General features: G+C 74.4%; 22 protein-coding genes. 17 read left to right on the forward strand and 5 right to left on the reverse strand.

Going from position 1 to position 23,924, the window contains the following annotated elements; genetic code table 11:
- The first annotated feature begins 200 nt into the window (after positions 1 to 200).
- On the forward strand, positions 201 to 1,361 hold the full coding sequence (locus LGQ04_RS12350) for an AI-2E family transporter (RefSeq protein WP_229244507.1): 1,161 nt from the start codon (positions 201 to 203) through the stop codon (positions 1,359 to 1,361).
- 18 nt (positions 1,362 to 1,379) lie between these two features.
- Here LGQ04_RS12350 and LGQ04_RS12355 read toward each other — a convergent pair whose 3' ends face one another.
- A complete protein-coding gene (locus tag LGQ04_RS12355) occupies positions 1,380 to 1,682 on the reverse strand; it encodes a DUF1905 domain-containing protein (RefSeq protein ID WP_229244054.1) in 303 nt (100 codons plus the stop codon).
- A gap of 82 nt (positions 1,683 to 1,764) precedes the next feature.
- Between LGQ04_RS12355 and ald the strand changes: the two genes are divergently transcribed.
- From ald to LGQ04_RS12375, 4 genes are all read left to right on the forward strand, one after another.
- Positions 1,765 to 2,880: an alanine dehydrogenase gene (ald, locus tag LGQ04_RS12360; RefSeq protein ID WP_229244058.1), complete on the forward strand. Its 1,116-nt coding sequence runs from the start codon at positions 1,765 to 1,767 to the stop codon at positions 2,878 to 2,880.
- Between the two features lie 80 nt (positions 2,881 to 2,960).
- On the forward strand, positions 2,961 to 3,590 hold the full coding sequence (locus tag LGQ04_RS12365; RefSeq protein ID WP_229244065.1) for a GNAT family N-acetyltransferase: 630 nt from the start codon (positions 2,961 to 2,963) through the stop codon (positions 3,588 to 3,590).
- Between the two features lie 93 nt (positions 3,591 to 3,683).
- The gene (locus tag LGQ04_RS12370) at positions 3,684 to 5,801 is read left to right on the forward strand and encodes a M3 family metallopeptidase (RefSeq protein WP_229244067.1); all 2,118 of its coding nucleotides are present in this window, start codon (positions 3,684 to 3,686) and stop codon (positions 5,799 to 5,801) included.
- 307 nt (positions 5,802 to 6,108) lie between these two features.
- Complete coding sequence (locus tag LGQ04_RS12375; RefSeq protein ID WP_229244069.1) at positions 6,109 to 7,452, forward strand: M20/M25/M40 family metallo-hydrolase; 1,344 nt, start codon at positions 6,109 to 6,111, stop codon at positions 7,450 to 7,452.
- A 10-nt stretch (positions 7,453 to 7,462) separates the two neighbouring features.
- On the opposite strand, the gene LGQ04_RS12380 is transcribed toward LGQ04_RS12375, so the two are convergent.
- Together LGQ04_RS12380 and LGQ04_RS12385 are read right to left on the reverse strand one after the other, a co-directional pair.
- Positions 7,463 to 8,269 (reverse strand): fructosamine kinase family protein, encoded by an 807-nt coding sequence (locus LGQ04_RS12380; protein WP_229244077.1) that lies wholly within the window; start codon positions 8,267 to 8,269, stop codon positions 7,463 to 7,465.
- Positions 8,266 to 8,499, reverse strand: coding sequence for a DUF5703 family protein (locus tag LGQ04_RS12385; RefSeq protein ID WP_229244079.1), 234 nt, complete (start codon positions 8,497 to 8,499; stop codon positions 8,266 to 8,268). Before LGQ04_RS12385 ends, LGQ04_RS12380 begins: the two co-directional genes overlap by 4 nt.
- A 67-nt stretch (positions 8,500 to 8,566) precedes the next feature.
- On the opposite strand from LGQ04_RS12385, the gene LGQ04_RS12390 reads away from it, so the two are divergent.
- Positions 8,567 to 8,923 (forward strand): primosomal protein, encoded by a 357-nt coding sequence (locus LGQ04_RS12390; protein ID WP_229244081.1) that lies wholly within the window; start codon positions 8,567 to 8,569, stop codon positions 8,921 to 8,923.
- A gap of 40 nt (positions 8,924 to 8,963) precedes the next feature.
- On the opposite strand, the gene LGQ04_RS12395 is transcribed toward LGQ04_RS12390, so the two are convergent.
- Positions 8,964 to 9,932 carry an aldo/keto reductase gene (locus LGQ04_RS12395; RefSeq protein ID WP_229244083.1) on the reverse strand — a complete coding sequence of 323 codons (969 nt, stop codon included), beginning with the start codon at positions 9,930 to 9,932 and terminating at the stop codon, positions 8,964 to 8,966.
- A 144-nt stretch (positions 9,933 to 10,076) separates the two neighbouring features.
- Here LGQ04_RS12395 and LGQ04_RS12400 point away from each other — a divergent pair, with 144 nt between their 5' ends.
- Positions 10,077 to 10,955 carry an undecaprenyl-diphosphate phosphatase gene (locus LGQ04_RS12400; RefSeq protein ID WP_229244085.1) on the forward strand — a complete coding sequence of 293 codons (879 nt, stop codon included), beginning with the start codon at positions 10,077 to 10,079 and terminating at the stop codon, positions 10,953 to 10,955.
- A gap of 134 nt (positions 10,956 to 11,089) precedes the next feature.
- Positions 11,090 to 12,364 (forward strand): cysteine--1-D-myo-inosityl 2-amino-2-deoxy-alpha-D-glucopyranoside ligase, encoded by a 1,275-nt coding sequence (gene mshC, locus LGQ04_RS12405; RefSeq protein WP_229244086.1) that lies wholly within the window; start codon positions 11,090 to 11,092, stop codon positions 12,362 to 12,364.
- 49 nt (positions 12,365 to 12,413) lie between these two features.
- Here mshC and LGQ04_RS12410 read toward each other — a convergent pair whose 3' ends face one another.
- Positions 12,414 to 13,289 carry a PAC2 family protein gene (locus LGQ04_RS12410; RefSeq protein ID WP_229244087.1) on the reverse strand — a complete coding sequence of 292 codons (876 nt, stop codon included), beginning with the start codon at positions 13,287 to 13,289 and terminating at the stop codon, positions 12,414 to 12,416.
- Positions 13,290 to 13,436: 147 nt separating this feature from the next.
- On the opposite strand from LGQ04_RS12410, the gene LGQ04_RS12415 reads away from it, so the two are divergent.
- The 9 genes from LGQ04_RS12415 (at position 13,437) to pafA (ending at position 23,903) form a co-directional block, all read left to right on the forward strand.
- Positions 13,437 to 14,153, forward strand: a complete 717-nt coding sequence (locus LGQ04_RS12415; protein WP_308016402.1) for an HAD family hydrolase — start codon at positions 13,437 to 13,439, stop codon at positions 14,151 to 14,153.
- A gap of 56 nt (positions 14,154 to 14,209) precedes the next feature.
- A complete protein-coding gene (locus tag LGQ04_RS12420; protein ID WP_229244090.1) occupies positions 14,210 to 15,379 on the forward strand; it encodes a site-2 protease family protein in 1,170 nt (389 codons plus the stop codon).
- Positions 15,380 to 15,555: 176 nt separating this feature from the next.
- Positions 15,556 to 16,566 carry a tRNA (adenine-N1)-methyltransferase gene (locus LGQ04_RS12425; protein ID WP_229244509.1) on the forward strand — a complete coding sequence of 337 codons (1,011 nt, stop codon included), beginning with the start codon at positions 15,556 to 15,558 and terminating at the stop codon, positions 16,564 to 16,566.
- Positions 16,567 to 16,670: 104 nt separating this feature from the next.
- Positions 16,671 to 18,323 (forward strand): proteasome ATPase, encoded by a 1,653-nt coding sequence (gene arc / locus LGQ04_RS12430; RefSeq protein ID WP_229244098.1) that lies wholly within the window; start codon positions 16,671 to 16,673, stop codon positions 18,321 to 18,323.
- A gap of 673 nt (positions 18,324 to 18,996) precedes the next feature.
- Entirely contained in the window at positions 18,997 to 20,619 is a 1,623-nt protein-coding gene (gene dop / locus LGQ04_RS12435; RefSeq protein WP_229244510.1) for a depupylase/deamidase Dop, read from the forward strand.
- A 134-nt stretch (positions 20,620 to 20,753) separates the two neighbouring features.
- A complete protein-coding gene (locus LGQ04_RS12440; protein ID WP_229244099.1) occupies positions 20,754 to 20,954 on the forward strand; it encodes a ubiquitin-like protein Pup in 201 nt (66 codons plus the stop codon).
- Positions 20,955 to 20,973: 19 nt separating this feature from the next.
- A complete protein-coding gene (prcB, locus tag LGQ04_RS12445; RefSeq protein ID WP_229244106.1) occupies positions 20,974 to 21,822 on the forward strand; it encodes a proteasome subunit beta in 849 nt (282 codons plus the stop codon).
- Positions 21,819 to 22,538: a proteasome subunit alpha gene (gene prcA, locus LGQ04_RS12450; RefSeq protein ID WP_229244109.1), complete on the forward strand. Its 720-nt coding sequence runs from the start codon at positions 21,819 to 21,821 to the stop codon at positions 22,536 to 22,538. Before prcB ends, prcA begins: the two co-directional genes overlap by 4 nt.
- A gap of 3 nt (positions 22,539 to 22,541) precedes the next feature.
- Entirely contained in the window at positions 22,542 to 23,903 is a 1,362-nt protein-coding gene (gene pafA / locus LGQ04_RS12455) for a Pup--protein ligase (protein WP_229244118.1), read from the forward strand.
- Positions 23,904 to 23,924 lie beyond the last annotated feature (21 nt).

Below are 23,924 nucleotides of genomic sequence, written 5' to 3' on the forward strand. Positions count from 1 at the left end.
GCCCGGATGCGCTGCACGGCGTGGGGGGACGCACTGGGGCACACTGGGCGGATGAGGGCGACGTGCGGGCAGGGATCCGCGTGAGCGACGAGCAGCGGCCGACGAGCGGACCGGTCCCGACGCCACGCCCCGGGTCGGGGTCGGATCGGTCCGCGGCGTCGATCAAGCACCTGGCGGGCGCGTCGCGCGAGGCGCGCAAGGTGGCCGGCGCACGGCGCAACCCGTCCGTCGTCGGGTACGACGAGACGGTGCCCGCGTGGCTGCGCACGACGGCCGGGTGGTCGTGGCGGCTGCTCCTCGTGGTCGCGGCGGTCGCGCTGATCTTCTACGCGACGGCGCAGGTGCAGCTCGTGTTCGTCGCGGTCTTCCTCGCGCTCGTCATCACGTCCGTGCTGCGCCCCGTGACGGACTTCTACGCGCGGGTCATGCCGCGGGGGCTCGCGACGGGGCTCGCGATCCTGTCGGCGTTCCTGTTCATCGCCGGCCTGCTCACGTACGTCATCTCGTCGGTCGCGGGGCAGTGGCAGAGCCTCGCGGACCAGTTCGACCAGGGCATCGCCCAGATCCTCGACTTCCTGGAGAACGGCCCGCTGCCGGTCTCGATCACCTCCGACGACGTGGACGGCTGGATCGAGAACGGGCGGCAGTGGCTCACGGAGCACGGCGGGGACATCGCCAGCCAGGCGGCGGCCAGCGCCGGGTCGGTGTTCGAGGCGTTCGCGGCCATCGCGCTGGCGGTCTTCTGCACGGTGTTCTTCCTCGCCCGGGGCAAGGACATGTGGACCTGGTTCCTCAACCAGCTCCCGTCGCGCTCGCGCGAGACGTGGAAGGTCGCGGGCGGTGCGGGCTGGTACACGTTCTCCGGGTACGCGCGCGGGACCGTGATCATCGCGCTCGTCGACGGGATCCTCGCGTTCATCCTCCTCGCGATCCTCGGCGTGCCGCTCGCCGCACCGCTCGCCGTGCTCGTCTTCATCGGCGCGTTCATCCCCATCATCGGCGCGCCGCTCGCGATGATCATCGCCGCGGTCGTGGCGCTCGCCGCGGAGGGGTTCGTCACCGCGCTCATCGTCACCATCGGGATCGCGCTGATCGGCCAGTTCGAGGGCCACATCCTGCAGCCGCTGATCATGGGCGCCCAGGTGTCGCTCCACCCCGTGGTCGTCGCGATCGCCGTCACGGGGGGAACCCTCCTCGCGGGGATCCTCGGCGCGGTCGTGTCGGTGCCGCTCGTCGCGGTGGCGTGGTCGGTGTTCTCCCGCCTGCGCCACAAGGACCCCCCGATGGAGGACGAGGTGCCGACGGCCAAGGAGATCGCGCTGTCCGACGGCGCGGGGGGCGCGACGCGCGACGCCGAGTGACGCCCGCGGCCGGTCCCGTCAGCGCGGGACCGCGGACACCTCGGGCGCGAGCCGCAGCGTGACCCGCACGGGCTCGCCCGCCGACTTCCCCAGCCGCGCGCGCACCGCGCGCAGCACGGCGAGCAGGTGCGGCCCGCCGTAGGCGACGAGCGACGCCCGGTAGGCCACGTCGTCGACGCGGACCGTCACGGGGACGCGGCCGCGCGTGCCGAACAGCTCCGCCGTGTCGACCGGGATCTCGACGAACAGGCCGGTCGCGGTCCCCGACGCGGTGAGGACGGCGTCGAACGTCACCTCGCCGGGGTCCGTCCACGTGGGCATGGCCACGACCGTAGCCGACGTCGGCGCGCGGGGGAACGGCCGTCGTCGTGCACGAGCGGCGACCCCACGACCACACTGGACCATGAGGATCGGCATACCCACCGAGGTGAAGAACCACGAGGACCGCGTCGCGCTCACCCCCGCCGGCGCCCACCACCTCGTGCGGGCCGGGCACGAGGTGCTCGTCCAGTCGGGGGCCGGCGACGGCTCCCACCTGCCGGACGCCGAGTTCGAGCGCGCGGGCGCGCTCGTCGTCGCGACCGCCGACGACGTCTGGGGCGGTGCGGAGCTCGTCTGCAAGGTCAAGGAGCCGGTCGCGTCGGAGTACCGACACCTGCGCGACGACCTGCTCCTGTTCGCCTTCCTCCACCTGGCCGCCGACGCCGCGGGCACGCGCGCGCTCCTCGCCGCCGGCACGACGTCGGTGGCGTACGAGACCGCGCAGGCGCCCGGTGGCGGCCTGCCGCTGCTGGCCCCGATGAGCGAGGTCGCCGGACGCATGGCGACGCAGGTCGGCGCCTGGCTGCTGCAGCGCCCCGCCGGGGGCAGGGGAGTGCTGCTCGGCGGTGTGCCGGGCACGCCGCCGGGACGCGTCGTCGTGCTCGGTGGGGGGACGGCCGGGCGCAACGCCGCGCAGGTCGCCGTCGGGATGCGTGCCGAGGTCACCGTCGTCGACCTGTCGCTGCCCGTGCTGCGCGACGTCGACCGCGAGTTCGCCGGGCACGTGCGCACCGTCGCGTCGACCGCGCACGCGGTCGAGCGTGCAGTGCTCGACGCGGACCTCGTCGTCGGTGCCGTCCTCGTGGCGGGCGCCCGGGCGCCGCGGCTCGTCGGCGACGACCTCGTGGCGCGCATGCGTCCCGGTGCCGTCCTCGTGGACGTCGCGGTGGACCAGGGCGGGTGCTTCGAGAGCTCGCGGCCCACGACCCACGACGACCCGACGTTCGCCGTGCACGGCACGACCTTCTACTGCGTCGCGAACATGCCGGGCGCCGTCCCGGTGACGAGCACGCAGGCGCTCACCAGCGCGACGCTGCCCTACCTCGCACGCCTCGCGGACGGCGGCCTGGACGCCGTGCGCGACGACCCGCTGCTGCGGTCCGGGGCGTCGACGCACCGCGGCACGCTGCTCAACGAGGCCGTCGCCGCCGCGCACGACCTCCCGTGGTCGCCCGCGGCCGACACGCTGGGCGGGTGAGCGCCGCCGTCGGGCCACGACGGCGCCCGCGCCGTCGGAATCCTGGTGACCCGCGACGGGACGGGTGGCAGTCTGGGCCCGTGCAGCCCTTCACCCTCGCCGACGCCCGCGTCCACCTCGCCACCCCCACTCTCGACGACGTCGACGCGATCACCACGGCCTGCCAGGACCCGGACGTCGCGGCCTGGACCGTCGTCCCGTCGCCGTACGCGCGCGAGGACGCCGTGGGGTTCGTCGAGGGCTACGTCGGGCCCGGCTGGGAGCGGGGGAACGTCCTCACGTGGGCGGTCCGCGCGTCCTCCCCGGACGGGAGCGGCACGGGCGGTTCCGGTCCGCTGCTCGGCATGGTGGGGCTCGGCCTCGACGACGCCCCGGACGCCGAGCGGTCCGCCGAGCTGGGCTACTGGATGGCGCCCGCGGGTCGCGGCCGGGGTCTCGCGACCGCCGCGTGCCGCCTCGTCGTCGACCGGGCGTTCGACCCTGAGGGTCTCGGGCTCGCGCGCCTGTCGTGGGAGGCGTACGTCGGCAACTGGCCCTCGCGGCGGCTCGCGTGGCGGCTCGGGTTCCGTGTCGAGGGCACGGTGCGCGGCCACGCGCTCCAGCGGGGCGTGCGGCGCGACGCCTGGGTCGCGACCCTGCTCGCCGACGACCCGCGCGAGCCCGCCGAGCCGTGGCCCTCCGACGCGCCCCGCGTCGCCACGCCCGCCTGACCGGGACCGCTCCCGGCGCGCACCCTGACCGGTGCCGCCGGGAGCGCGCCGAATCCGTTTCGCCCCGGCGACGGCCGGGGGCAGGATGGGCGCATGACGTCCCAGCCGCTCGCGCCCACCGGCGCAGACCTCGACCTCGACCCGGCCAACCCGTTCGCCGCGCCGTCGACCCTGCCCTACGAGCTCCCCGACTACACCGCCGTGCGGGAGGAGCACTACGCCCCGGCGCTGCGTGCCGCGATGGCCGCGCAGCGCGCCGCCGTCGAGGCGATCGTCACCGACCCCGACGCGCCGACCGTCGCGAACACGCTCGACGCGCTCGAGCGCTCGGGGCGGTCCCTGGCGCGCGTCGCGAACGCGTTCTACAACCAGCTCAGCGCGGACGCGACGCCCGGCCTGGAGGCGATCGAGGAGGAGCTCGCGCCCGAGTACGCGGCGCACCGCGACGCGATCTCCATGGACGCCCGGCTCTTCGCGCGGGCCCGCGCGCTGCAGGACGCGGCGGACGCGGGCGACGTCGTCCTCCAGCCCGACGCCGCGTGGCTGCTGCGCACCCTGCTCGTCGACGTCCGTCGTGCGGGCGTCGAGCTGGGCGCCGCCGACCAGGAGCGCCTGCGCGAGATCAACGGCCGCCTCACGAGCCTGGAGGCCGCGTTCGGACGCCGGCTGCTCGCGGGCGCGAACGCGGCGAGCGTGCTCGTCACCGACCCGGCCGAGCTCGACGGGCTCCCGGACGACGCGGTCGCCGGGGCCGCCGCCGCGGCAGCCGCACGCGGGCACGACGGCGCGTGGCTGCTCGAGATGCAGCTTCCCACCCAGCAGGGCGTGCTCGCCTCCCTCACGGACCGGGACGTGCGCGAGCGCGTGCAGCGCGCGTCGGAGGCCCGCGGCGCGACCGGGGACGACCACGACACGCGCGAGATCGTCCTGGAGACGGTGCGCCTGCGCGCCGAGCGTGCGCGGCTGCTCGGGTACGAGCACCACGCGGCCTACGTCGCCGAGGACGCCACGGCGAAGACCACCGAGGCCGTGGACGCGATGCTCTCCCGTCTCGCCCCTGCCGCCGTCGCGAACGCGCGGCGCGAGGCCGCCGACCTGGAGGCCGCCCTGCACGCCGACGCGCCCGGCGCGACCCTGCGCGCGTCGGACTGGTCGTTCTACGCCGAGCGGGTCCGCAAGGACCGCTTCGCGCTCGACGACGCCCTCCTGCGCCCCTACCTCGAGCTCGAGAAGGTGGTGCACGACGGCGTCTTCCGCGCCGCGAACCGCCTCTTCGGCATCTCGTTCACCGAGCGCACCGACCTCGTCGGGTACCACCCCGACGTGCGCGTGTTCGAGGTGTTCGACGCCGAGACGCCCGGCGCGCCGGGGGAGGGCATGGGCCTGTTCCTTGCCGACTGGTACACGCGCGAGGCCAAGCGCGGCGGCGCCTGGATGAACAACCTCGTGGACCAGAACCACCTGCTCGGCCAGAGGCCCGTCGTGGTGAACAACCTCAACATCGTCAAGCCCCCGGCGGGCCGGCCCACGCTGCTCGTCTGGGACGAGGTCATCACCCTCTTCCACGAGTTCGGCCACGCCCTGCACGGCCTGTTCTCCGACGTCCGGTACCCGTCCCAGTCCGGCACCGAGGTGCCGCGCGACTTCGTCGAGTACCCCTCGCAGGTCAACGAGATGTGGGCGTGGGAGCCGGAGATCCTGCGCGCCTACGCCGTGCACCACGAGACGGGCGAGCCGATGCCGTCGGAGTGGGTCGACACGATGCTCGCGTCGCGCCAGTTCAACGAGGGCTTCGGCACGACGGAGTACCTCGCTGCCGCCCTGCTCGACCAGGCGTGGCACCTGCTCGGGCCCGACGCCGTCCCGTCCGCCGTGGACGACGTCGTGCCGTTCGAGGTGGCGGCGCTCGAGGACGCCGGGGTCGCGTTCGCGCCCGTCCCGGCGCGCTACCGCACGACGTACTACAACCACGTGTTCGGGGGCGGCTACGCGGCCGGGTACTACTCGTACATCTGGTCGGAGGTGCTCGACGCCGACACCGTCGAGTGGTACCGCGAGAACGGCGGTCTCACGCGCGAGAACGGCGAGCGGTTCCGCCGCGTCCTCCTCGCGCGCGGCGGCTCGCAGGACCCGCTGGACTCGTTCCGCGACCTGCGCGGCCGCGACGCCGACATCACCCCGCTCCTCGCCCGCCGCGGCCTCGACGCCTGACCCGCCCGACCTGCGGTACTACCCCGCGACCGGGGTAGTACCGCAGTCCAGGACGAGGCACCGCGGTGCCCTGTGCCCCCGGGACCAGGGTGAGGTGGTGCAGGGAGGGCGGGTGGGGGCGCCGCGTCGTGGTGGGCCTGGCGGGAGCCGCGAGGCACGAGCGGCGGATGGGAGACGCGGCGCCCCCGCCCGCCCGACACCCAGGGCGACCACGCGACGTCGGGCGACCGGGGTACTACCTCGCGCACCCGGGGTACTACCTCGCGCGACCGGGGTTTCGCCTCGCGGGTGCCGGTAGCGTGGGGTCATGACCACCGCTCGTCCTGAGGACCTCGCCGTGCCCGTTCCCACCGCCCAGGACGAGGTGGTGCGGATCTGCCAGGAGCTGCTGCGCATCGACACGTCCAACTACGGGGACGGGTCGGGGCCGGGCGAGCGGGCCGCGGCGGAGTACGTCATGGGACTGCTGCACGAGGTCGGGCTGGAGCCGGAGCTGTTCGAGTCGGCGCCGGGGCGGGCGAGCGTCGTCGTGCGGCTCGAGGGGCAGGACCCGACGCGTCCGGCGCTGGTACTGCACGGCCACCTCGACGTGGTGCCCGCGCAGGCGGGGGACTGGTCGGTCGACCCGTTCGCGGGCGAGGAGCGTGACGGCCTGCTGTGGGGTCGTGGCGCGGTCGACATGAAGGACATGGACGCGATGATCCTCGCGGTCGTGCGGCAGATGGTGCGCGAGGGGCGCAAGCCGGCGCGTGACGTCGTGGTCGCGTTCTTCGCCGACGAGGAGGCGGGCGGCACGTTCGGGGCGCGGTACGCCGTCGATCACCGCCCGGAGCTGTTCGAGGGGGCGACGGAGGCGATCAGCGAGGTCGGCGGGTTCTCGGTCGAGGTCGGGGGGCGCCGGGCGTACCTGCTGCAGACGGCGGAGAAGGGCATCGCGTGGCTGCGGCTCGTCGCCGAGGGGCGCGCGGGCCACGGGTCGCAGGTCAACCCCGACAACGCGGTGACGCACCTCGCGGAGGCGGTCGCGCGGATCGGCACCCACCACTGGCCGTACACCCTGACGCCGACGGTCGACGCGCTGCTGCGCGGCGTGGCCGACCTCACGGGCCTGCGGTACGACCCGCAGGACCCGGGCAGCGTCGACGCGCTCGTGGCCGCGCTCGGCCCGGCGTCGCGGTTCGTCGGCGCGACGGTGCGGCACACGTCCAACCCGACCCAGCTCGACGCGGGGTACAAGGCGAACGTCATCCCGGGGCGGGCGGAGGCCGCGATCGACGCGCGCCTGCTCCCGGGGCACGAGGAGGAAGGCTTCGCGCGTCTGCGCGAGCTGGCGGGCGAGCACGTGCGGGTCGAGGAGATCCATCGTGACATCGCGCTGGAGGTCCCGTTCTCCGGTGACCTCGTGGACTCGATGGTCGACGCGCTCGTCGCGGAGGACCCGGGGGCGACGGTGCTGCCGTACACGCTCTCGGGCGGCACGGACAACAAGTCGTTGGCGCGTCTCGGCATCACGGGCTACGGGTTCGCCCCGCTGCGTCTGCCCGCGGACCTCGACTTCTCGGGGATGTTCCACGGGGTCGACGAGCGGGTGCCGGTCGACTCGTTGCGCTTCGGTGTGCGCGTGCTGGACCGTCTGCTGCGCACCTGCTGAGGTCGGCGGGTCAGGGGGTGCCGAGGAGCGCGGTGACCGCGGCGCGCAGCTGCGCACGGTAGCCGCCGCCGAAGAGCACGGCGTGCACGGCGAGCGGGTACACCTGGTGGAGGGTGACACGGTGCCGCCAGCCGCGCGCGAGCGGGTGGACCTCCTCGTAGCCCGCGACGACCTCGGCCAGGTGCGGCGCGCCGAACAGCGCGAGCATCGCGAGGTCGGCCTCGCGGTGCCCGCCGTGGGCCGCCGGGTCGAGGAGCACCCCGTCGACACCGCCCGCACCGTCGGCGACCCACATCACGTTGCCCGACCACAGGTCGCCGTGCACGCGCGCGGGCGCGTCGTCGAGAGCGGGCCGGGCCAGGTCCGCGAGGCGGTCGGCGAGGCGGCCGAGCAGGGCGGCGTCGTCCGGCCCGAGGGCGCCGCGCTCGCGACCCAGCCGGGCGACGGGCGCGAGCCGGGCCTCGGCGTAGAACGTCGGCCAGTCGCCCCAGGCCCCGGTCGCCATCGGCAGCGGGTCGGCGAGCGGTCCGAAGAACGCGTCCCCCGCCCACCCGGGTGCGGGTGCGCCCCAGGCCGGCGCCCCGGCGTCGTGCACGACGGCGAGCCCTCGCCCGAGCGCACGGGCGGCGGCGGGCGTCGGGCGGACGGGGTGGAGACGTTCGAGGGCGAGGTGGTCGTCCGCGACGCCGAGCACGCGCACGACGCGCGGGCCGCCCGGCACGCGCAACCAGTCCAGGCCGGCGGCCTCGCACGCGAAGAAGCCCTCGGGCGCGCCGACGCGGGACTTCGTGAAGACGTCCTCCGCGGACGGCGTCACAGGGTCGAGCGGACCCGGATGATCTTGCGGCGCAGCCACACGCGGCGCTCCCCGCCGACGTACAGGCGGGTGCGGGCGAGCTCCCACCGCCCGTACTCCGCCTCGTCCGTGAGGAGCCTGCGCGCGTCGGACCGGCTCGTGGAGCGGTCGATCGTCAGGACGCGGTACTCGTACTGCCCGCCGTTCGTGGCCCGCCCGGGGCCTCGGCGTGACGTCGGCCTGCTCTCCACCTGTCACCGTCCCTCTCGCTCGCGCTAACGAGTGCCATTGTGCCCCTCCCAGGGCTACCGTCAGGGTATGACCGCTGACCCGCGTGCCGCGCTCGACCGGTTCGTCGCCGCTCTCGAGGCCCACTACAACGCCGTCGCCGCACGTCGCGGGGAGGACGACCCCGCCGTCGACGACGCCTACTACGTGCTCGCGGACGCCTTCGAGGTCTACGACGAGGCGCTCGGGCAGGTGCACGGGGAGGCGACGCCGTTCTACCTCGCGGAGGAGGACGACGACGAGGACGAGGACGAGGACGACGACGAGGACGACGAGGAGGACGACGAGGAGGACGACGACACGCTCGACGCCCTCGACGACTCGCTCGACGACGCGCTCGACGACGACGAGCTGGAGGGCGAGCTGGAGTCCGACAGGGCCCGTTGACGAGCGCGACGTCGACGAGCGGGCCCCTGTCGGGCCGGGCTCACCAGCGCTCGGGGTAGCCGATCTCGATCTCGCTCACGTCGTCGAGCGCGGCGCGCACCGCATCGGGGAGCACGAGGTCGACGGCGTCGAGCGACGCGCGCAGCTGCGCCGGGGTGCGGGCGCCGACGAGCGCGCTGGCGACCGCGGGCCGCCCGAGCAGCCAGGACAACGCGACGTCGAGGGGGGCGCGCCCGAGCCCGTCCGCCGCGGTGACGACGGCCTCGACGACGCGCGACGCGGTCCGGTCGAGGTACGGCTCGACGAAGCCCGCGAGGTGCGGTGACGCCCCGCGGGAGTCGGCGGGCAGGGTGCGCCGGTACTTGCCGGTGAGCACGCCGCGTCCCAGCGGCGACCACGCGAGGAGCCCCAGTCCGAGCTCCCGTGCGGCGGGAACGGCCTCGCGCTCCGCCCCGCGCTGCAGCAGCGAGTACTCGAGCTCGGTGGCCGCGAGGCCGACGTCGTCGGCGCCGCCGAGCAGCGCCGACGCGCGGGCCGTGGACCACCCGGGGTGGTTCGACAGGCCGACGTAGCGGGCCCGGCCCGAGGTGACGGCCTGCCGCAGTGCGGAGACGGTCTCGAGGAACGGCGTCGTGGGGTCGGGTGCGTGGACGAGGAACAGGTCCACGTGGTCCGTGCCGAGCCGTGCGAGGGACTCGTCGAGGGAGTCGAGCAGCGCGCCCCGGGAGGCGTCGACCACGGGCCCGTCCGCCGTGTGGCGCACGCCCGCCTTGGTGCACAGCACGACCTCGCGCCGGTCGACCTTCGTGCCGAGCAGCGACCCGATGAGCGACTCGGCGTCGCCGTCGGCGTACGACGCCGCGGTGTCCACGAGGGTGCCGCCCGCGTCGACGAAGTCGCGCAGCTGCTCGGCGGCGTCGATCTCGTCGGTGTCCCGGGCCCACGTCATGGTGCCGAGCCCGAGGGCGGACACGCGCAGACCGGTACGGCCGAGCTGGCGGAGTTCCATGGGAGCCGAGGGTACCGGCGACCACCCCCAGGCGCGGGTCGGGCGGGCCGTGCCGGGCGGGGTGGCGGCCAGGTTCACCCGGCGGGGGAGCGCAGCGCCGCGGGTGCTCCCGGGCGTCGCCCCGGGCGGGTAGGGTGACCGCTCGTGAACGCGTGGGAAGCCGTCCTCCTCGGCCTCGTCCAGGGACTCACCGAGTTCCTCCCCATCTCGTCGAGCGCGCACCTGCGCATCGTCGGTGAGCTGATCGGGTCCCAGGACCCGGGCGCGGCGTTCACCGCCATCACGCAGATCGGGACCGAGACCGCCGTCCTGCTGTACTTCCGCCGCGACATCGCGCGGATCTGCGCGGCGTGGTGGCGCTCCCTGCGCGGCGACCACGGCAGCGACTGGCGCTCGCGCATGGGACGCGCCGACCACGACGCGATGATGGCGTGGTTCATCGCGCTCGGGTCGGTGCCGATCGTCGTCCTCGGCCTGCTGTTCCAGGAGGCGATCGAGAACACGTTCCGCAACCTGTACCTCACGGCGCTCATGCTCGCGGTCTTCGCGCTGCTGCTCGGTTGGGCGGACCGGGTCGGGGCGAAGCGCCGGACGCTGCGCGAGCTCAGCGCGCGGCAGGCGATCGGGTTCGGCTTCGCGCAGGCGCTCGCGCTCGTGCCGGGCGTCTCGCGGTCGGGCGGCACGATCACGGCGGGGCTGCTCATGGGGTTCACGCGCGAGGCCGCGGCGCGGTACTCGTTCCTGCTCGCGATCCCGGCGGTGCTGGGCTCGGGCCTCTACCAGCTCGTGAAGTCCGCGGGGGAGGAGCCGCTGCCGGGTGCCCCGGACGCCGGTGCGACGCTCATCGCCACCCTCGTCGCGTTCGTCGTCGGGTACTTCGTCATCATCGCGTTCCTCAAGATCGTCTCGACGTTCTCCTACACGCCGTTCGTGGTGTACCGGCTCGCGCTCGCGGCGGTCGTCGTGCTGCTGCTCCTCACCGGCGTGCTGGAGCCGGGCGGGACGCAGGCCGCGACCCCCTGACGGCGCCGCCGCGGCCCGTGCGGGCGTGGGATCCGTCACGCCCGCGGGGACGCGTCCCCGGTCACGTCCCGGTCGGGCGTCTGCCGGGCGGGACGACGGCGCGGGGCCCGCGACCTGGCCGTTAAGGTGGTCGCGTGCACAGCTGGCCCGCCCCGCAGATCCCCGAGCTCCCCGGCCGCGGCCACCCCGTCCGGGTGCACGACTCCACCACCGGCGAGCTCGTCGTCGCCGCCCCGGGCGAGACCGCGCGGCTCTACGCGTGCGGGATCACGCCCTACGACGCCACGCACATCGGCCACGCCAACACCTACGTGGCGTTCGACCTGCTCGTGCGGGCGTGGCGCGACGCCGGCCAGCACGTCACGTACGCGTCCAACGTCACCGACGTCGACGACCCGCTGCTGGAGCGTGCCTCCGCGACGGGCGTCGACTGGCGGGCCCTCGCCGCGGAGCAGATCGCGCTGTTCGCCGAGGACATGACCGCGCTCGGCGTGGTCCCGCCGGACGTGTGGGACGGCGCGGTCGAGAAGATCCCGGCCGTGGTCGACGCGGTGAGCGAGCTGCTCGCGGCGGGCGCGGCGTACCGCGTCCCGGTCGAGCCCGGCGCCGGCGGCACCGACCCGGGCCTCGGCGACGTCTACGCCGACCTCTCGGCCGACCCGGCGTTCGGCTCCGTCTCCCGCTTCCCGCGCGACGTCATGGAGCGGCTGTTCGCCGAGCGCGGGGGAGACCCGGACCGCGACGGCAAGAAGGACCCTCTCGACCCGCTGCTGTGGCGGCGTGAGCGACCGGGCGAGCCCGCGTGGGACGGCGGCGTGCTCGGCACGGGCCGGCCCGGGTGGCACGTCGAGTGCGCGGTCATCGCGCGCGACGCCCTCGGCCTGCCGTTCGACGTGCAGGGCGGCGGCGCGGACCTGCTGTTCCCGCACCACGAGATGTCGTCCTCGCACGACCGGGTGCTGTCCGACGGCGCCGCGCCCCGCGTGCACGTGCACGCCGGGCTCGTGGGCTACGAGGGCCACAAGATGAGCAAGTCGCTCGGCAACCTCGTGCTCGTCTCGACCCTGCGGGCCGGCGGCGCGGACCCCATGGCGATCCGTCTCGCGCTGCTCGCGCACCACTACCGCGCCGAGTGGGAGTGGACCGACGACGACCTCCCGCGCGCCGCGCAGCGTCTGGAGACGTGGCGCGACGCCGTGTCCGGCAACGGCGGCCCGGACCCCAGCGTGATGCTCGACGCCGTGCGCGCCGCGCTCGCCACGGACCTCGACGCCCCCGCGGCGCTCGCCGCGGTCGACACGTGGGCGGCGACCGCCCTCGCGCCGGGCCGGGACACGACCGCCGACGACGAGGGTGCGCCCGGCGTCGTGGCGCGCGCCGTCAACGCGCTCCTCGGCGTCCGCCTCTGAGCGACGCGCCCGCGGTGTCCCGGCCTGCCGGGCGACCGGGCCGTCCGCCTCAGACCGTCGGGCCCTTGCCGCGCTCGCCCGGGCTGCCGGGGTCGCGGCGGCGCAGGTAGCGCTCGAACTCGCGAGCGATCGCCTCGCCGCTCGCCTCGGGCAGCTCCGCGGTGTCCTTCGCCTCCTCGAGCTGCTGCACGTACTCGGCGATCTCGGCGTCCTCCGCGGCGAGCTCGTCGACACCGTGCTGCCACGCGACCGCGTCCTCGGGGAGCTCGCCGAGCGGCACCGGCTCCGACAGCATCTCCTCGATGCGCGCGAGGATCGCGAGCGTCGCCTTGGGGGACGGCGGGTGCGCCACGTAGTGCGGCACCGCCGCCCACAGCGACACCGACTGCAGACCGCGCTCGGCGGCGGCGTGCTGGAGCACCCCGACGATCCCCGTCGGTCCCTCGTAGGCGCTGGGCTCGACGTCGAGCACCGCCTGCAGCCCGACGCTCTCCGACGTCGCCGTCATGGGGATCGGCCGGGTGTGCGGCACGTCGGCGAGGAGCGCGCCGAGCGTGACGACGGACGTCACGCCGTGCGCCTCCGCGAGGTCGAGGATCTCGCGGCAGTACCGGCGCCAGCGCATCGAGGGCTCGATGCCGTGCACCAGCAGCACCCGCCGCCCGCTCGGCTCGACGGTGGCGGCCGCGATCGTCGTGGTGGGCCACTCGATCTCCCGGCGGCCCTCGTCGTCGGTCGTGACGACGGGCCGGTTCACCTGGAAGTCGTGGTACTCCTCCGGGTCGAGGCTCTCGACGTCCTCGGCGCCCCACACCTCGTGCAGGTGCGTCAGCGCGGACGTGGCCGCGCTGCCGGCGTCGTTCCAGCCCTCGAACGCCGCGATCATCACGGTCTGCCGGGCGCCGTCCGGCGCGTTCTCGCTCATCGCCCCAGCCTATGCGGCCCGTCCGTCGCAGGTCGGAGGTTCGCGCGTGGCGAAGTGGGCACGTGTCCCGGCGGGACCCGGAGGAGCGCCACGTACCCTGGACGGGTCGGCACGCACCCGGCACCCCCTTCCCGATGGAGATCTCCCGTGACGTCCGCACGCCCGCAGCCCGCCCCGACGACCCTCCCGCAGGCGGTCCTGTGGGACATGGACGGCACGCTCGTCGACACGGAGCCCTACTGGATGACGGCCGAGCACGAGCTCGTCGCCGCGCACGGCGTGTCGTGGACGCACGCGGACGCGCTGTCGCTGGTGGGCAGCCCGCTGACGGTCTCCGCGGGCATCCTGCAGGAGCGCGGCGGTGTCGACCTGCCCGTCGACGAGATCGTCGGGTTCCTCCTGCGCCGCGTCGTCGAGCAGGTCCGCGTGGCGGTCCCGTGGCAGCCGGGCGCGCGCGAGCTGCTGGCGTCGCTGCGGGACGCGGGCGTCCCGTGCGCGCTCGTCACCATGTCCTACCGGGAGCTCGCCGTCCCGGTGGCCGAGCTCGCCCCGGAGGGGTCGTTCGCGACGCTCGTGTGCGGGGACGACGTCGAGCACGGCAAGCCGCACCCGGAGCCGTACCTCGAGGCGGCGCGCCGACTGGGTGTGGACGTGACGCGCTGCGTCGCGATCGAGGACTCGCCGACGGGCATCGCGTCCGCACGAGCGGCCGGCGCGGCGACGCTCGGCGTCCAGGCCGTCGTCCCGGTGACGGCCGCGCCCGGGCTGAGCCGCACGCCCTCGCTCGAGCTCGTCGACGTCCCGCTCCTCGGTCGGTTGGTCGGGGGCGACACGGTGGACCTGCTGACCGACGACGCGGCGTAGCCGACCGAGGCGACGCGCTGTCACGTCCGTCCCCGGCGAGCGCATACCCTTTCGGGGTGGACGGACCCGAGCCCCGAGACACCCGCACGCCCGCCGGCCCGCGCACGAAGGGCTGGGTCATCGGCCGGGTCGTCGGAGCCCCGGTGATCCTCACGCCGTCGTGGTTCCTCGCCGCCGCGGTGCTCACCGTCCTCTTCGCCCCGACCGTGCAGCGCCTCGCGCCGCGCCTGGGCGGCGAGATCTACCTCGTCTCCTTCGCGTTCGTCCTCCTGCTCTTCGCGTCCGTGTTCCTCCACGAGGTTGCGCACGCGGTCGTCGCGCGAGCCCGCGGCCAGCACGTCACCGAGCTCGCCGTCACCCTCTGGGGCGGGCACACCGCCTACTCCGGCACCTCGGCGCGCCCCCTCGACGGGTTCCTCATCTCCGTGGTCGGCCCTCTGACGAACCTCGCGCTCGCCGTCGTGTTCTGGCTGACGTTCCAGGCCCAGCCCACGTTCTCCGTCCCCGCCCTGCTCCTGTACGCGGCGGCGTTCTCCAACGCCTTCGTCGGGTTCTTCAACCTCCTCCCCGGGCTCCCGCTCGACGGCGGGCAGATCCTCGAGTCGGCCGTGTGGGCCGCGACGGGCTCGCGCACCAAGGGGACCGTCGCCGCCGGGTGGGTCGGGCGGGCCGTCGCCGTCGGCGTCGTCGCCTGGGCGCTGCTGTGGCCGCTCACGCTCGGCGTGCGGCCGGACCTGTGGACCGTGGCGTGGGCCGCGCTCATCGGCGCGTTCCTGTGGTCCGGCGCGGGCCAGGCCATCGCCGCGGGTCGCACGCGCGAGGCCGTCGCCGGGCTGTCCGTGCGGGCGCTCGCGGGGCCGGCGGTCCCCGTCGCGGCCGGAGTCAGCGTCGCCGCCGCCGGGGCCGAGGTGGGCCGCGCCGGCGGGCCGCACGTCCTCGCCGTCGTGGTCGACGCCGCGGGCGCGCCCGTCGGGTACGTCGACCCCGCCGCGGCGGCCGCCGTCCCCCCGGCCGACGCCGCCACGACACCCGTCTCCGCCGTCGTGGTGCCGCTGCCGCCCGGGGCGAGCGTCGACGTCGGGCTCTCCGGGCAGGACATGCTCGCGGCGCTGTCCCGCGCCGGCCGGCAGGCGGCCGTCGTGGCCGTGACCGACGGCGGGCGCGTCGTCGGGGTGCTCGAGGTCGCCCGGGTCGTCACCGCGCTGCGCGACGCCCGCGCCCGCTGACCCACGGGCGGGGCCGACCGGCCGCGCCGGACGGTGCGGCCGGTCGGCCCGTAGGATGGTCGCCCGTGACCCACGAGCCGAGCGCCACGACCCCGCCCACCGCACCCGGCCCCGCACGTCCGGACGGCCCCGCCCGCACCGCGACCGGAGCCGACGAACGACGCGGCCCGCTCCGCGTGGGCGACAAGGTGCAGCTCACGGACCCGCGCGGGCGCCTGCACACCATCACCCTCGCCCCCGGCGCCACGTTCCACACGCACAAGGGCTACCTGCGTCACGACGACCTCATCGGGAGCCCCGAGGGCACGGTCGTGCGCAACACCGCCGAGATCGAGTACCTCGCGCTGCGGCCCCTGCTGTCCGACTACGTGCTGTCCATGCCGCGCGGCGCCGCTGTCGTCTACCCCAAGGACGCGGGCCAGATCGTCGCCATGGCGGACGTCTTCCCCGGCGCGCGGGTCGTCGAGGCCGGTGTCGGGTCGGGCGCGCTGACCATGTCGCTGCTGCGCGCCGTCGGCGACGCGGGCGAGCTGCACTCCATCGAGCGGCGCGAGGACTTCGCCGCCATCGCGCGCGGCAACGTCGAGACCTTCTTCGGCGGCGAGCACCCCGCCTGGACGCTCTCCGTGGGCGACCTCGCCGACGTCCTGCCCACGGTCGCCCCCGACGGGACCGTCGACCGGGTCGTGCTCGACATGCTCGCCCCCTGGGAGAACCTCGACGTCGTGGCCCGCGCGCTCGTCCCCGGCGGGGTGCTCGTCTGCTACGTCGCCACCACCACCCAGCTCTCGCGCCTCGCCGAGGACCTGCGCGCCGACGGCCGGTACGCCGAGCCCGTCGCGTGGGAGTCCATGGTCCGCGGCTGGCACCTCGAAGGCCTCGCCGTGCGCCCCCAGCACCGCATGATCGGCCACACCGGCTTCCTGATCACCGCGCGCCGGCTCGCCGACGGCGTCGCGCCGCCCGAGCGCAAGCGTCGCCCCGCGAAGGGCGCCTACCCCACCGACGGCGAGCAGTGGTCGCCCGAGGAGCTGGGGGAGCGGCCCGTCTCCGAGAAGAAGATCCGCCGCGTGCGCCGCGACGTCGGCCAGGCGCCCGACACCGCACCCGACGGCCACACCGCGGACGACGGCGGCGGCAGCACCGCGCCCGCGGCCGACGCCGCACCGGACGAGTCGGGCGCGTGACGGTCGCGTAACGATCCGTCGCACGTCGTCTCAGCCCGGGTGTCGTCCGTGTACGCGCGGAAGAATTGTGTCTATGGTCGACACCCGGCGAGAGGGGACACCCGATGAGCGAGACATTCGGCCGCGGTGACGAGAGCACGACGAGCACGGCGCGCGAGCTCGCCCTGCTCTCCGCGAAGAACGAACGGCTCGCGGAGGCCCTGCGGGCCGCCCGCGACCAGATCCTCGACCTCAAGCGGCAGATCGACGAGCTCGCGAAGCCTCCGGGCACGTACGCCGTCTTCCTCGCCGCCCACCCCGACGGCTCCGTCGACGTCTCCGCCTCCGGGCGCAAAATGCACGTCGGCGCGAGCCCCAGCCTCGACGTCGAACGCCTGCGCCCCGGCCAGGAGGTCAAGCTCAACGAGGCCATGACCGTCGTCGCCGCGGGCGGGTACGAGCAGACCGGCGAGATCGTCACGATCAAGGAGATCCTCGACGCCGAGCGCGTCCTCGTCGTCGGGCGCGCCGACGAGGAACGCGTCGTGCGGCTCGCCGGCTCCGTCGCCCACACCGCGCTGCGCGTCGGCGACTCCCTGACCATCGACACGCGCAGCGGGTTCGTCTTCGAGGTCATCCCGAAGTCCGAGGTCGAGGAGCTCGTCCTCGAAGAGGTCCCCGACATCCGGTACGAGGACATCGGCGGGCTCGGCCCCCAGATCGAGCAGATCCGCGACGCCGTCGAGCTCCCCTTCACCCACCCCGACCTGTTCCGCGAGCACGGCCTCCGCCCGCCCAAGGGCGTCCTGCTCTACGGTCCGCCCGGGTGCGGCAAGACCCTCATCGCCAAGGCCGTCGCCAACTCCCTCGCGCACACCGTCGCCCGCTCCCGCGGCGAGACCCTCGAGCCCGGCACCGCCAAGAGCTACTTCCTCAACGTCAAGGGCCCCGAGCTGCTCAACAAGTACGTCGGCGAGACCGAGCGGCACATCCGCCTCATCTTCGCCCGCGCCCGCGAGAAGGCCTCCCAGGGCACCCCCGTCGTCGTGTTCTTCGACGAGATGGAGTCCCTGTTCCGCACCCGCGGCACCGGCCTGTCCTCCGACGTCGAGACCACGATCGTGCCCCAGCTCCTCTCCGAGATCGACGGCGTCGAACGCCTCGACAACGTCATCGTCATCGGCGCGTCCAACCGCGAGGACATGATCGACCCCGCGATCCTGCGCCCCGGCCGCCTCGACGTGAAGATCAAGATCGAACGCCCCGACGCCGAGGGCGCCAAGGAGATCTTCGCGAAGTACCTCACCGACGACCTGCCCATCCACGCCGCCGACGTCGCCGAGCACGGCGGGGACCAGCGCGAGGCCCTCGACGCCATGATCCGGTCCGTCGTCGAGCGCATGTACTCCGAGGACGAGGAGAACCAGTTCCTCGAGGTCACCTACGCCTCCGGCGACAAGGAGATCCTCTACTTCAAGGACTTCAACTCCGGCGCGATGATCCAGAACGTCGTCGACCGGGCCAAGAAGTCCGCCATCAAGGACCTCCTCGCCACCGGCCAGCGCGGCATCCGCGTCGACCACCTCCTCGCCGCCTGCGTCGACGAGTTCAAGGAGAACGAGGACCTGCCCAACACCACCAACCCCGACGACTGGGCGCGCATCAGCGGCAAGAAGGGCGAGCGCATCGTCTTCATCCGCACGATCGTCCAGAAGAAGGGCGAGGGCGGCTCCCCGCGCACCATCGACACCGTGACGAACACCGGCCAGTACCTGTAGCGCGACGGTTCGCCGCGTCGGTCGTCGTGGTGGTCGCCGGGACGGGGTCGGCTGTCGGGTTCGTCGCCGGGACGGGGTCGGCTGTCGGGTTCGTCGCCGGGACGAGGTCGGAGGGCGGCGGCCGTGCCGGGTCTACCATCCGCGCCGCTCGTTCCTCGCGTCGCTCCCGCCAGACCCACCACGACCCGGCACGGCCGCCGCCCTCCGACCCCCTCCCGGCTCGGCCGCGTCCGGGCCGTCACCTCGTGAGCACCGATCGGGGCCGACGGCGCCGGCTCGCCTCCCGCAGCCGACTCGCCCGGGCGACCCGCCGGACGAGGCCGGGGCACGACGTCGGACAGGGCGAGTCGTGAGAGATGGTGACGTGCCGGGCGAGCGGGCGGTGCGGCGTCGGCCCTGTCGGGCTGGGGCGATGGTGACGTGCCGGGCGAGCGGGCGGTGCGGCGTCGGATGCGAAGGGCGTCGAGCCGCGCGCGACGACCGACGGCCGAGAGACCAGGGTGACGGCGCGGCAGCCCGAGCACCGAGGTCGCTCCGCCCGCGCACCCGACCCCAGGCGCGCGACGGAACCACCCGACACGCCCGACCACCGGCAGCGCTCCGGGCCCGTGGACACGGCCGTCGCGTCGTCGCAGGTCCGACGTAGGGTGGGCGCGTGAGCGTTCGACGGGTCATGGGCATCGAGACCGAGTACGGCGTGCTGCAGCCCGGGCAGCCCTTGGCGAACCCGATGCTCATGTCGAGCCAGGTGGTCACGACGTACCGTGCGCTCGCGGCGCGCAGCGACGGTGCGCGGGGTCGGGCACGGTGGGACTACGACGACGAGGACCCGCTGCAGGACGCGCGCGGGTTCCACGTGCCGCGGGCGTCGGCGCACCCGTCGCTGCTCACGGACGACCCGGCCGCTCCGGCGCCGTCGGGCCCGGTGGCGGGGCAGCGTGAGGGCACGTTCCAGGAGGTGGCGCGGCCGACGACGGAGGAGTACGACGACCCGAGCGCGGCGAACGTCATCCTGACGAACGGGGCGCGGTTGTACGTCGACCACGCGCACCCGGAGTACTCGTCGCCGGAGGTGACGGTGCCGCACGACGTGGTGTGCTGGGACGTGGCGGGGGAGCGGGTGATGCTGGCGGCGTCGCGGGAGCTGGCGAACGCTCCGGGGGCGCCGGTGGTGCTGTACAAGAACAACGTGGACGGCAAGGGTGCCAGCTACGGCACGCACGAGAACTACCTGGTGGAGCGGGACGTGCCGTTCGGCGTGGTGGTGGAGGTGCTGACGCCGTTCCTCGTGACGCGGCAGGTGTTCGCGGGGTCGGGCCGGGTGGGTCTGGGGCCGACGGGCGACGAGCAGGGGTTCCAGGTCTCGCAGCGGGCGGACTACGTCGAGGCGGAGGTGGGCCTGGAGACGACGTTGCGGCGCCCGATCGTGAACACGCGGGACGAGCCGCACGCGGACCGGGCGCGGTGGCGGCGGCTGCACCTGATCATCGGGGACGCGAACCTGTTCGAGACGGCGACGTACCTCAAGACGGGCACGGCGTCGTTGGTGCTGTTCGTGGTGGAGAACCTGGACGCCCTGGGCGCGGAGGTGCGTGCGCGGCTCGCGGGGCTGCGGCTGGCGGACCCGGTGGCCGACGTCGCGCGCGTGAGCCGGGACCTGGACCTGACGCGCAGGCTGTCGTTGGCTGACGGTCGTGCGCTGACGGCGCTGGAGATCCAGCGGGAGTACCTGGAGGTGGCGGCGTCCGCGGTGCGTGACCTCGCGGGCCCGGGCGGGGTGGACGCGCCGACGCGGGACGTGCTGGAGCGGTGGGACTCGGTGCTGACGCGGCTCGCGACGGACCGGGACGGGTGCGCGCGCGACGTGGAGTGGGTCGCGAAGCTGCGGCTGCTGGACCGGTTGCGCGAGCGGGACGGGCTGGACTGGGGGCACCCGCGGCTGGCGGCCCTGGACCTGCAGTGGTCGGACGTGCGGCCGGAGCGGGGGATCTACCACCGGCTCCTCGCGGCGGGCGCGGTCGACCGGGTGGTCGACGAGCGCGAGGTCGGTGCGGCGGTGCACCACGCGCCGGAGGACACGCGGGCGTACTTCCGCGGCGAGGTGATGGCCCGGTACGGCGACCAGGTGTCGGCGGCGAGCTGGGACTCGGTGATCTTCGACGTGCCCGGTGCGCCGTCGTTGCAGCGGGTGCCGATGATGGACCCGCTGCGGGGGACGCGGGCGCACATCGGGGCGCTGCTCGACGCGAGCCCGGACGCGGCCGCCCTCCTGGCGGGTCTGGCGGCACCGGGCTGAGCTCCGGCGACTAGGCTGGAGGCACGACGGCGCCCCGCCCCTCGGGGCGTCGCGTGCGAGCAGGAACCGTCCGGGGCCACGGGCCGCGGCGGGTCGTGACGAGCGCCGGCGCGCCGGCGGACGAGGAGGCAACCATGGCGGGTACGGAACGCACCCACGCGTCGCACGAGGACCGACGTCCGGACGACGAGCCGGACGTCCCGGCGGTCCCGACGGGCGGTCAGGCGCAGGCGCGGGACGCCGAGGTGGACGCCCTCCTCGAGGAGATCGACGAGGTGCTGGAGACGAACGCGGAGTCCTTCGTCCGGGGCTTCGTGCAGAAGGGCGGCGAGTAGGAAGGGTGGCCGACCGCTGATGAGCACCCACATGCCCGGACGGCTGCCCGACGCCTTCACGACGCCGGGGTCGTCGTCGTTCCTCGACTTCCTCGGCGGGCACGCGCCGGACCTGCTGCCGTCGCGGCTCGCCGCGGCGGGCGGTGGCGCCCCGGACGCGCCGCACGCCACGACGATCGTCTCGGCCGTGTTCGGTCCCGACGGCGCTGGCGGCGTCGTCATGGCCGGTGACCGGCGCGCGACGATGGGCTCGATGATCGCGCACCGGGAGATCGAGAAGGTGTTCCCGGCGGACGAGTTCTCCGCGGTCGGCATCGCCGGCACGGCGGGGATCGCGGTCGAGCTGGTGCGGCTCTTCCAGCTCGAGCTGGAGCACTACGAGAAGATCGAGGGCACGCTGCTGTCGCTCGACGGCAAGGCGAACCGCCTGTCGACGATGATCCGGCAGAACCTGGGCCTGGCGATGCAGGGCCTGGCCGTGGTGCCGTTGTTCGCCGGGTTCGACCTGGACCGCGGGCAGGGACGCCTCTTCTCCTACGACGTCACCGGCGGCCGGTACGAGGAGCGCGACCACCACAGCGTGGGGTCGGGCTCGGCGTTCGCGCGCGGTGCGCTGAAGAAGCTGTGGCGTCCGGGCCTGGACCGGGACGCGGTGGTGCGGGTCGCGGTCGAGGCGCTGTACGACGCCGCGGACGACGACTCCGCGACGGGCGGGCCGGACACGGTCCGCCGCATCTGGCCGGTGGTCGCGGTCGTGACGAGCGCCGGGTACGAGCGGGTCGAGGACGACGTCCTCGCTGCCGTGGTCGAGGACGTCGTCGCGCGGCGCCGGGACGCGCACGCCGAGCAGGGAGGTGGACCCGCATGACGATGCCGTTCTACGTCTCGCCCGAGCAGCTCATGAAGGACCGGGCGGACTTCGCGCGCAAGGGCATCGCGCGCGGCCGTTCCGTCGTGGTGCTCGCGTTCGACGACGGGATCGCGTTCGCCACGGAGAACCCGTCGCGCGCGCTGCACAAGATCTCCGAGATCTACGACCGGATCGCGTTCGCCGCGGTGGGCAAGTACAACGAGTTCGAGAACCTGCGCGTCGCGGGGGTGCGGTACGCGGACCTGCGCGGGTACTCCTACGACCGTACCGACGTGAACGCGCGCGGCCTCGCGAACGCGTACGCCCAGACCCTGGGCACGGTGTTCACCACCGAGTCGAAGCCGTTGGAGGTCGAGATCGTCGTGGCCGAGGTGGGCCCGACATCGGCGCAGGACCAGATCTACCGCATCTCCTACGACGGGTCCGTCGCGGACGAGCAGGGCTACGTGGTCATGGGCGGGCGCTCGGAGCAGCTCGGCGGCGTGCTCGCCGAGGGCTGGGAGCCGGGCCTCGGGCTCGGCGAGGTGCTGGCGCTCGCGGTGCGCGCGCTCGGTACGGGCGGTGACGGCGAGGAGGTGCGCGAGATCCCGGCGAACGAGCTGGAGGTCGCGGTCCTCGACCGGACGCGGCCGCGGCGGGCGTTCCGCCGACTGTCGGGCACCGTCCTCGACGAGCTCCTGGGCACGTCGGGCGCCGCCGGGACCGGGGGGTAGGGGATGGACCGCAGGATATTCGGTCTGGAGACCGAGTACGGCGTGACGTGCGCCGCCGACGACGGCCGCGGGCTGTCGGCGGACGAGGTGGCGCGCTACCTGTTCCGCAAGGTCGTCGCGTGGGGGCGGTCGTCGAACGTCTTCCTGCGCAACGGGTCCCGGCTGTACCTCGACGTCGGGTCGCACCCGGAGTACGCGACCGCGGAGTGCGACGACGTGCGCCAGCTCGTCGCGTACGACCGCGGGGGCGAGCGCATCCTCGAGGGGCTCGTCGCGGACGCCCAGCAGCGCCTGGAGCACGAGGGGCTCCCGGGGCGCATCCACCTGTTCAAGAACAACACGGACTCGGCGGGCAACTCCTACGGGTGCCACGAGAACTACCTCGTGCGGCGGCAGGGCGACTTCTCGCGCCTGTCCGACGTCCTGGTCCCGTTCCTCATCACGCGGCAGGTCCTCACGGGCGCGGGCAAGGTGCTCATGACGCCGCGCGGGGCCGTGTACTGCCTGTCGCAGCGCGCCGACCACATCTGGGAGGCGGTGTCGAGCGCGACGACCCGGTCGCGGCCGATCATCAACACGCGCGACGAGCCGCACGCGGACGCGGAGAGCTACCGGCGCCTGCACGTCATCGTCGGGGACTCGTCGATGGCGGAGACCACGACGATGCTCAAGGTCGGCTCGACGGACCTCATCCTGCGGATGGTCGAGGCGGGCCTGCCGATCCGTGACCTCGCGCTGGAGAACCCGATCCGGTCGATCCGCGAGATCAGCCACGACATGACGGGCAAGCACCCGGTGCAGCTCGCGAGCGGGCGCACCGTGACCGCGATCGACCTGCAGGGCGAGTACCTGCAGCGGGTCAAGGAGTTCGTGGAGTCCGACGTCTCGCCGACGCCGGTCGTCAAGCAGGTGCTCGACCTGTGGGAGCGGGGGCTGCGCGCCCTGGAGACGGGCGACCTGTCGCTCGTCGACCGCGAGCTGGACTGGGTCATCAAGTACCGCCTGATCCAGCGGTACCAGGCCAAGCACGGCCTGGAGCTCGACGACCCGCGGGTCGCGCGTCTCGACCTCGCGTACCACGACATCTCGCGGACCGAGGGGCTGTACAACCTGCTCGCGGCCCGCGGCATGGTCGAGCGGGTCACGACGGACCTCGAGGTGTTCGAGTCGACGGCCGTCCCGCCCCAGACGACGCGGGCGAAGCTCCGCGGCGACTTCGTGCGCGCCGCGCAGGAGGCGCGCCGCGACTACACGGTCGACTGGGTGCACCTCAAGCTCAACGACCAGGCGCAGCGCACCGTGCTGTGCAAGGACCCGTTCCGCAGCGTGGACGAGCGCGTGGACCGCCTCATCGAGTCGATGTGACGTGCGGGGCGTGATGTGAGG

The sequence above is a fragment of the Cellulosimicrobium marinum genome (assembly GCF_020551945.1).
GTDB lineage: Bacteria > Actinomycetota > Actinomycetes > Actinomycetales > Cellulomonadaceae > Cellulosimicrobium > Cellulosimicrobium marinum.

Excerpts from the sequence above, each read along its gene's own strand:
- LGQ04_RS12355 (WP_229244054.1), bottom strand. The coding sequence starts at position 1,682 with ATGCCCACGTGGACGGACCCCGGCGAGGTGACGTTCGACGCCGTCCTC.
- ald (WP_229244058.1), top strand. The coding sequence starts at position 1,765 with ATGAGGATCGGCATACCCACCGAGGTGAAGAACCACGAGGACCGCGTC.
- LGQ04_RS12370 (WP_229244067.1), top strand. The coding sequence starts at position 3,684 with ATGACGTCCCAGCCGCTCGCGCCCACCGGCGCAGACCTCGACCTCGAC.
- LGQ04_RS12375 (WP_229244069.1), top strand. The coding sequence starts at position 6,109 with ATGACCACCGCTCGTCCTGAGGACCTCGCCGTGCCCGTTCCCACCGCC.
- LGQ04_RS12390 (WP_229244081.1), top strand. The coding sequence starts at position 8,567 with ATGACCGCTGACCCGCGTGCCGCGCTCGACCGGTTCGTCGCCGCTCTC.
- LGQ04_RS12395 (WP_229244083.1), bottom strand. The coding sequence starts at position 9,932 with ATGGAACTCCGCCAGCTCGGCCGTACCGGTCTGCGCGTGTCCGCCCTC.
- LGQ04_RS12410 (WP_229244087.1), bottom strand. The coding sequence starts at position 13,289 with ATGAGCGAGAACGCGCCGGACGGCGCCCGGCAGACCGTGATGATCGCG.
- arc (WP_229244098.1), top strand. The coding sequence starts at position 16,671 with ATGAGCGAGACATTCGGCCGCGGTGACGAGAGCACGACGAGCACGGCG.
- dop (WP_229244510.1), top strand. The coding sequence starts at position 18,997 with ATGGGCATCGAGACCGAGTACGGCGTGCTGCAGCCCGGGCAGCCCTTG.
- LGQ04_RS12440 (WP_229244099.1), top strand. The coding sequence starts at position 20,754 with ATGGCGGGTACGGAACGCACCCACGCGTCGCACGAGGACCGACGTCCG.
- prcB (WP_229244106.1), top strand. The coding sequence starts at position 20,974 with ATGAGCACCCACATGCCCGGACGGCTGCCCGACGCCTTCACGACGCCG.
- prcA (WP_229244109.1), top strand. The coding sequence starts at position 21,819 with ATGACGATGCCGTTCTACGTCTCGCCCGAGCAGCTCATGAAGGACCGG.
- pafA (WP_229244118.1), top strand. The coding sequence starts at position 22,542 with ATGGACCGCAGGATATTCGGTCTGGAGACCGAGTACGGCGTGACGTGC.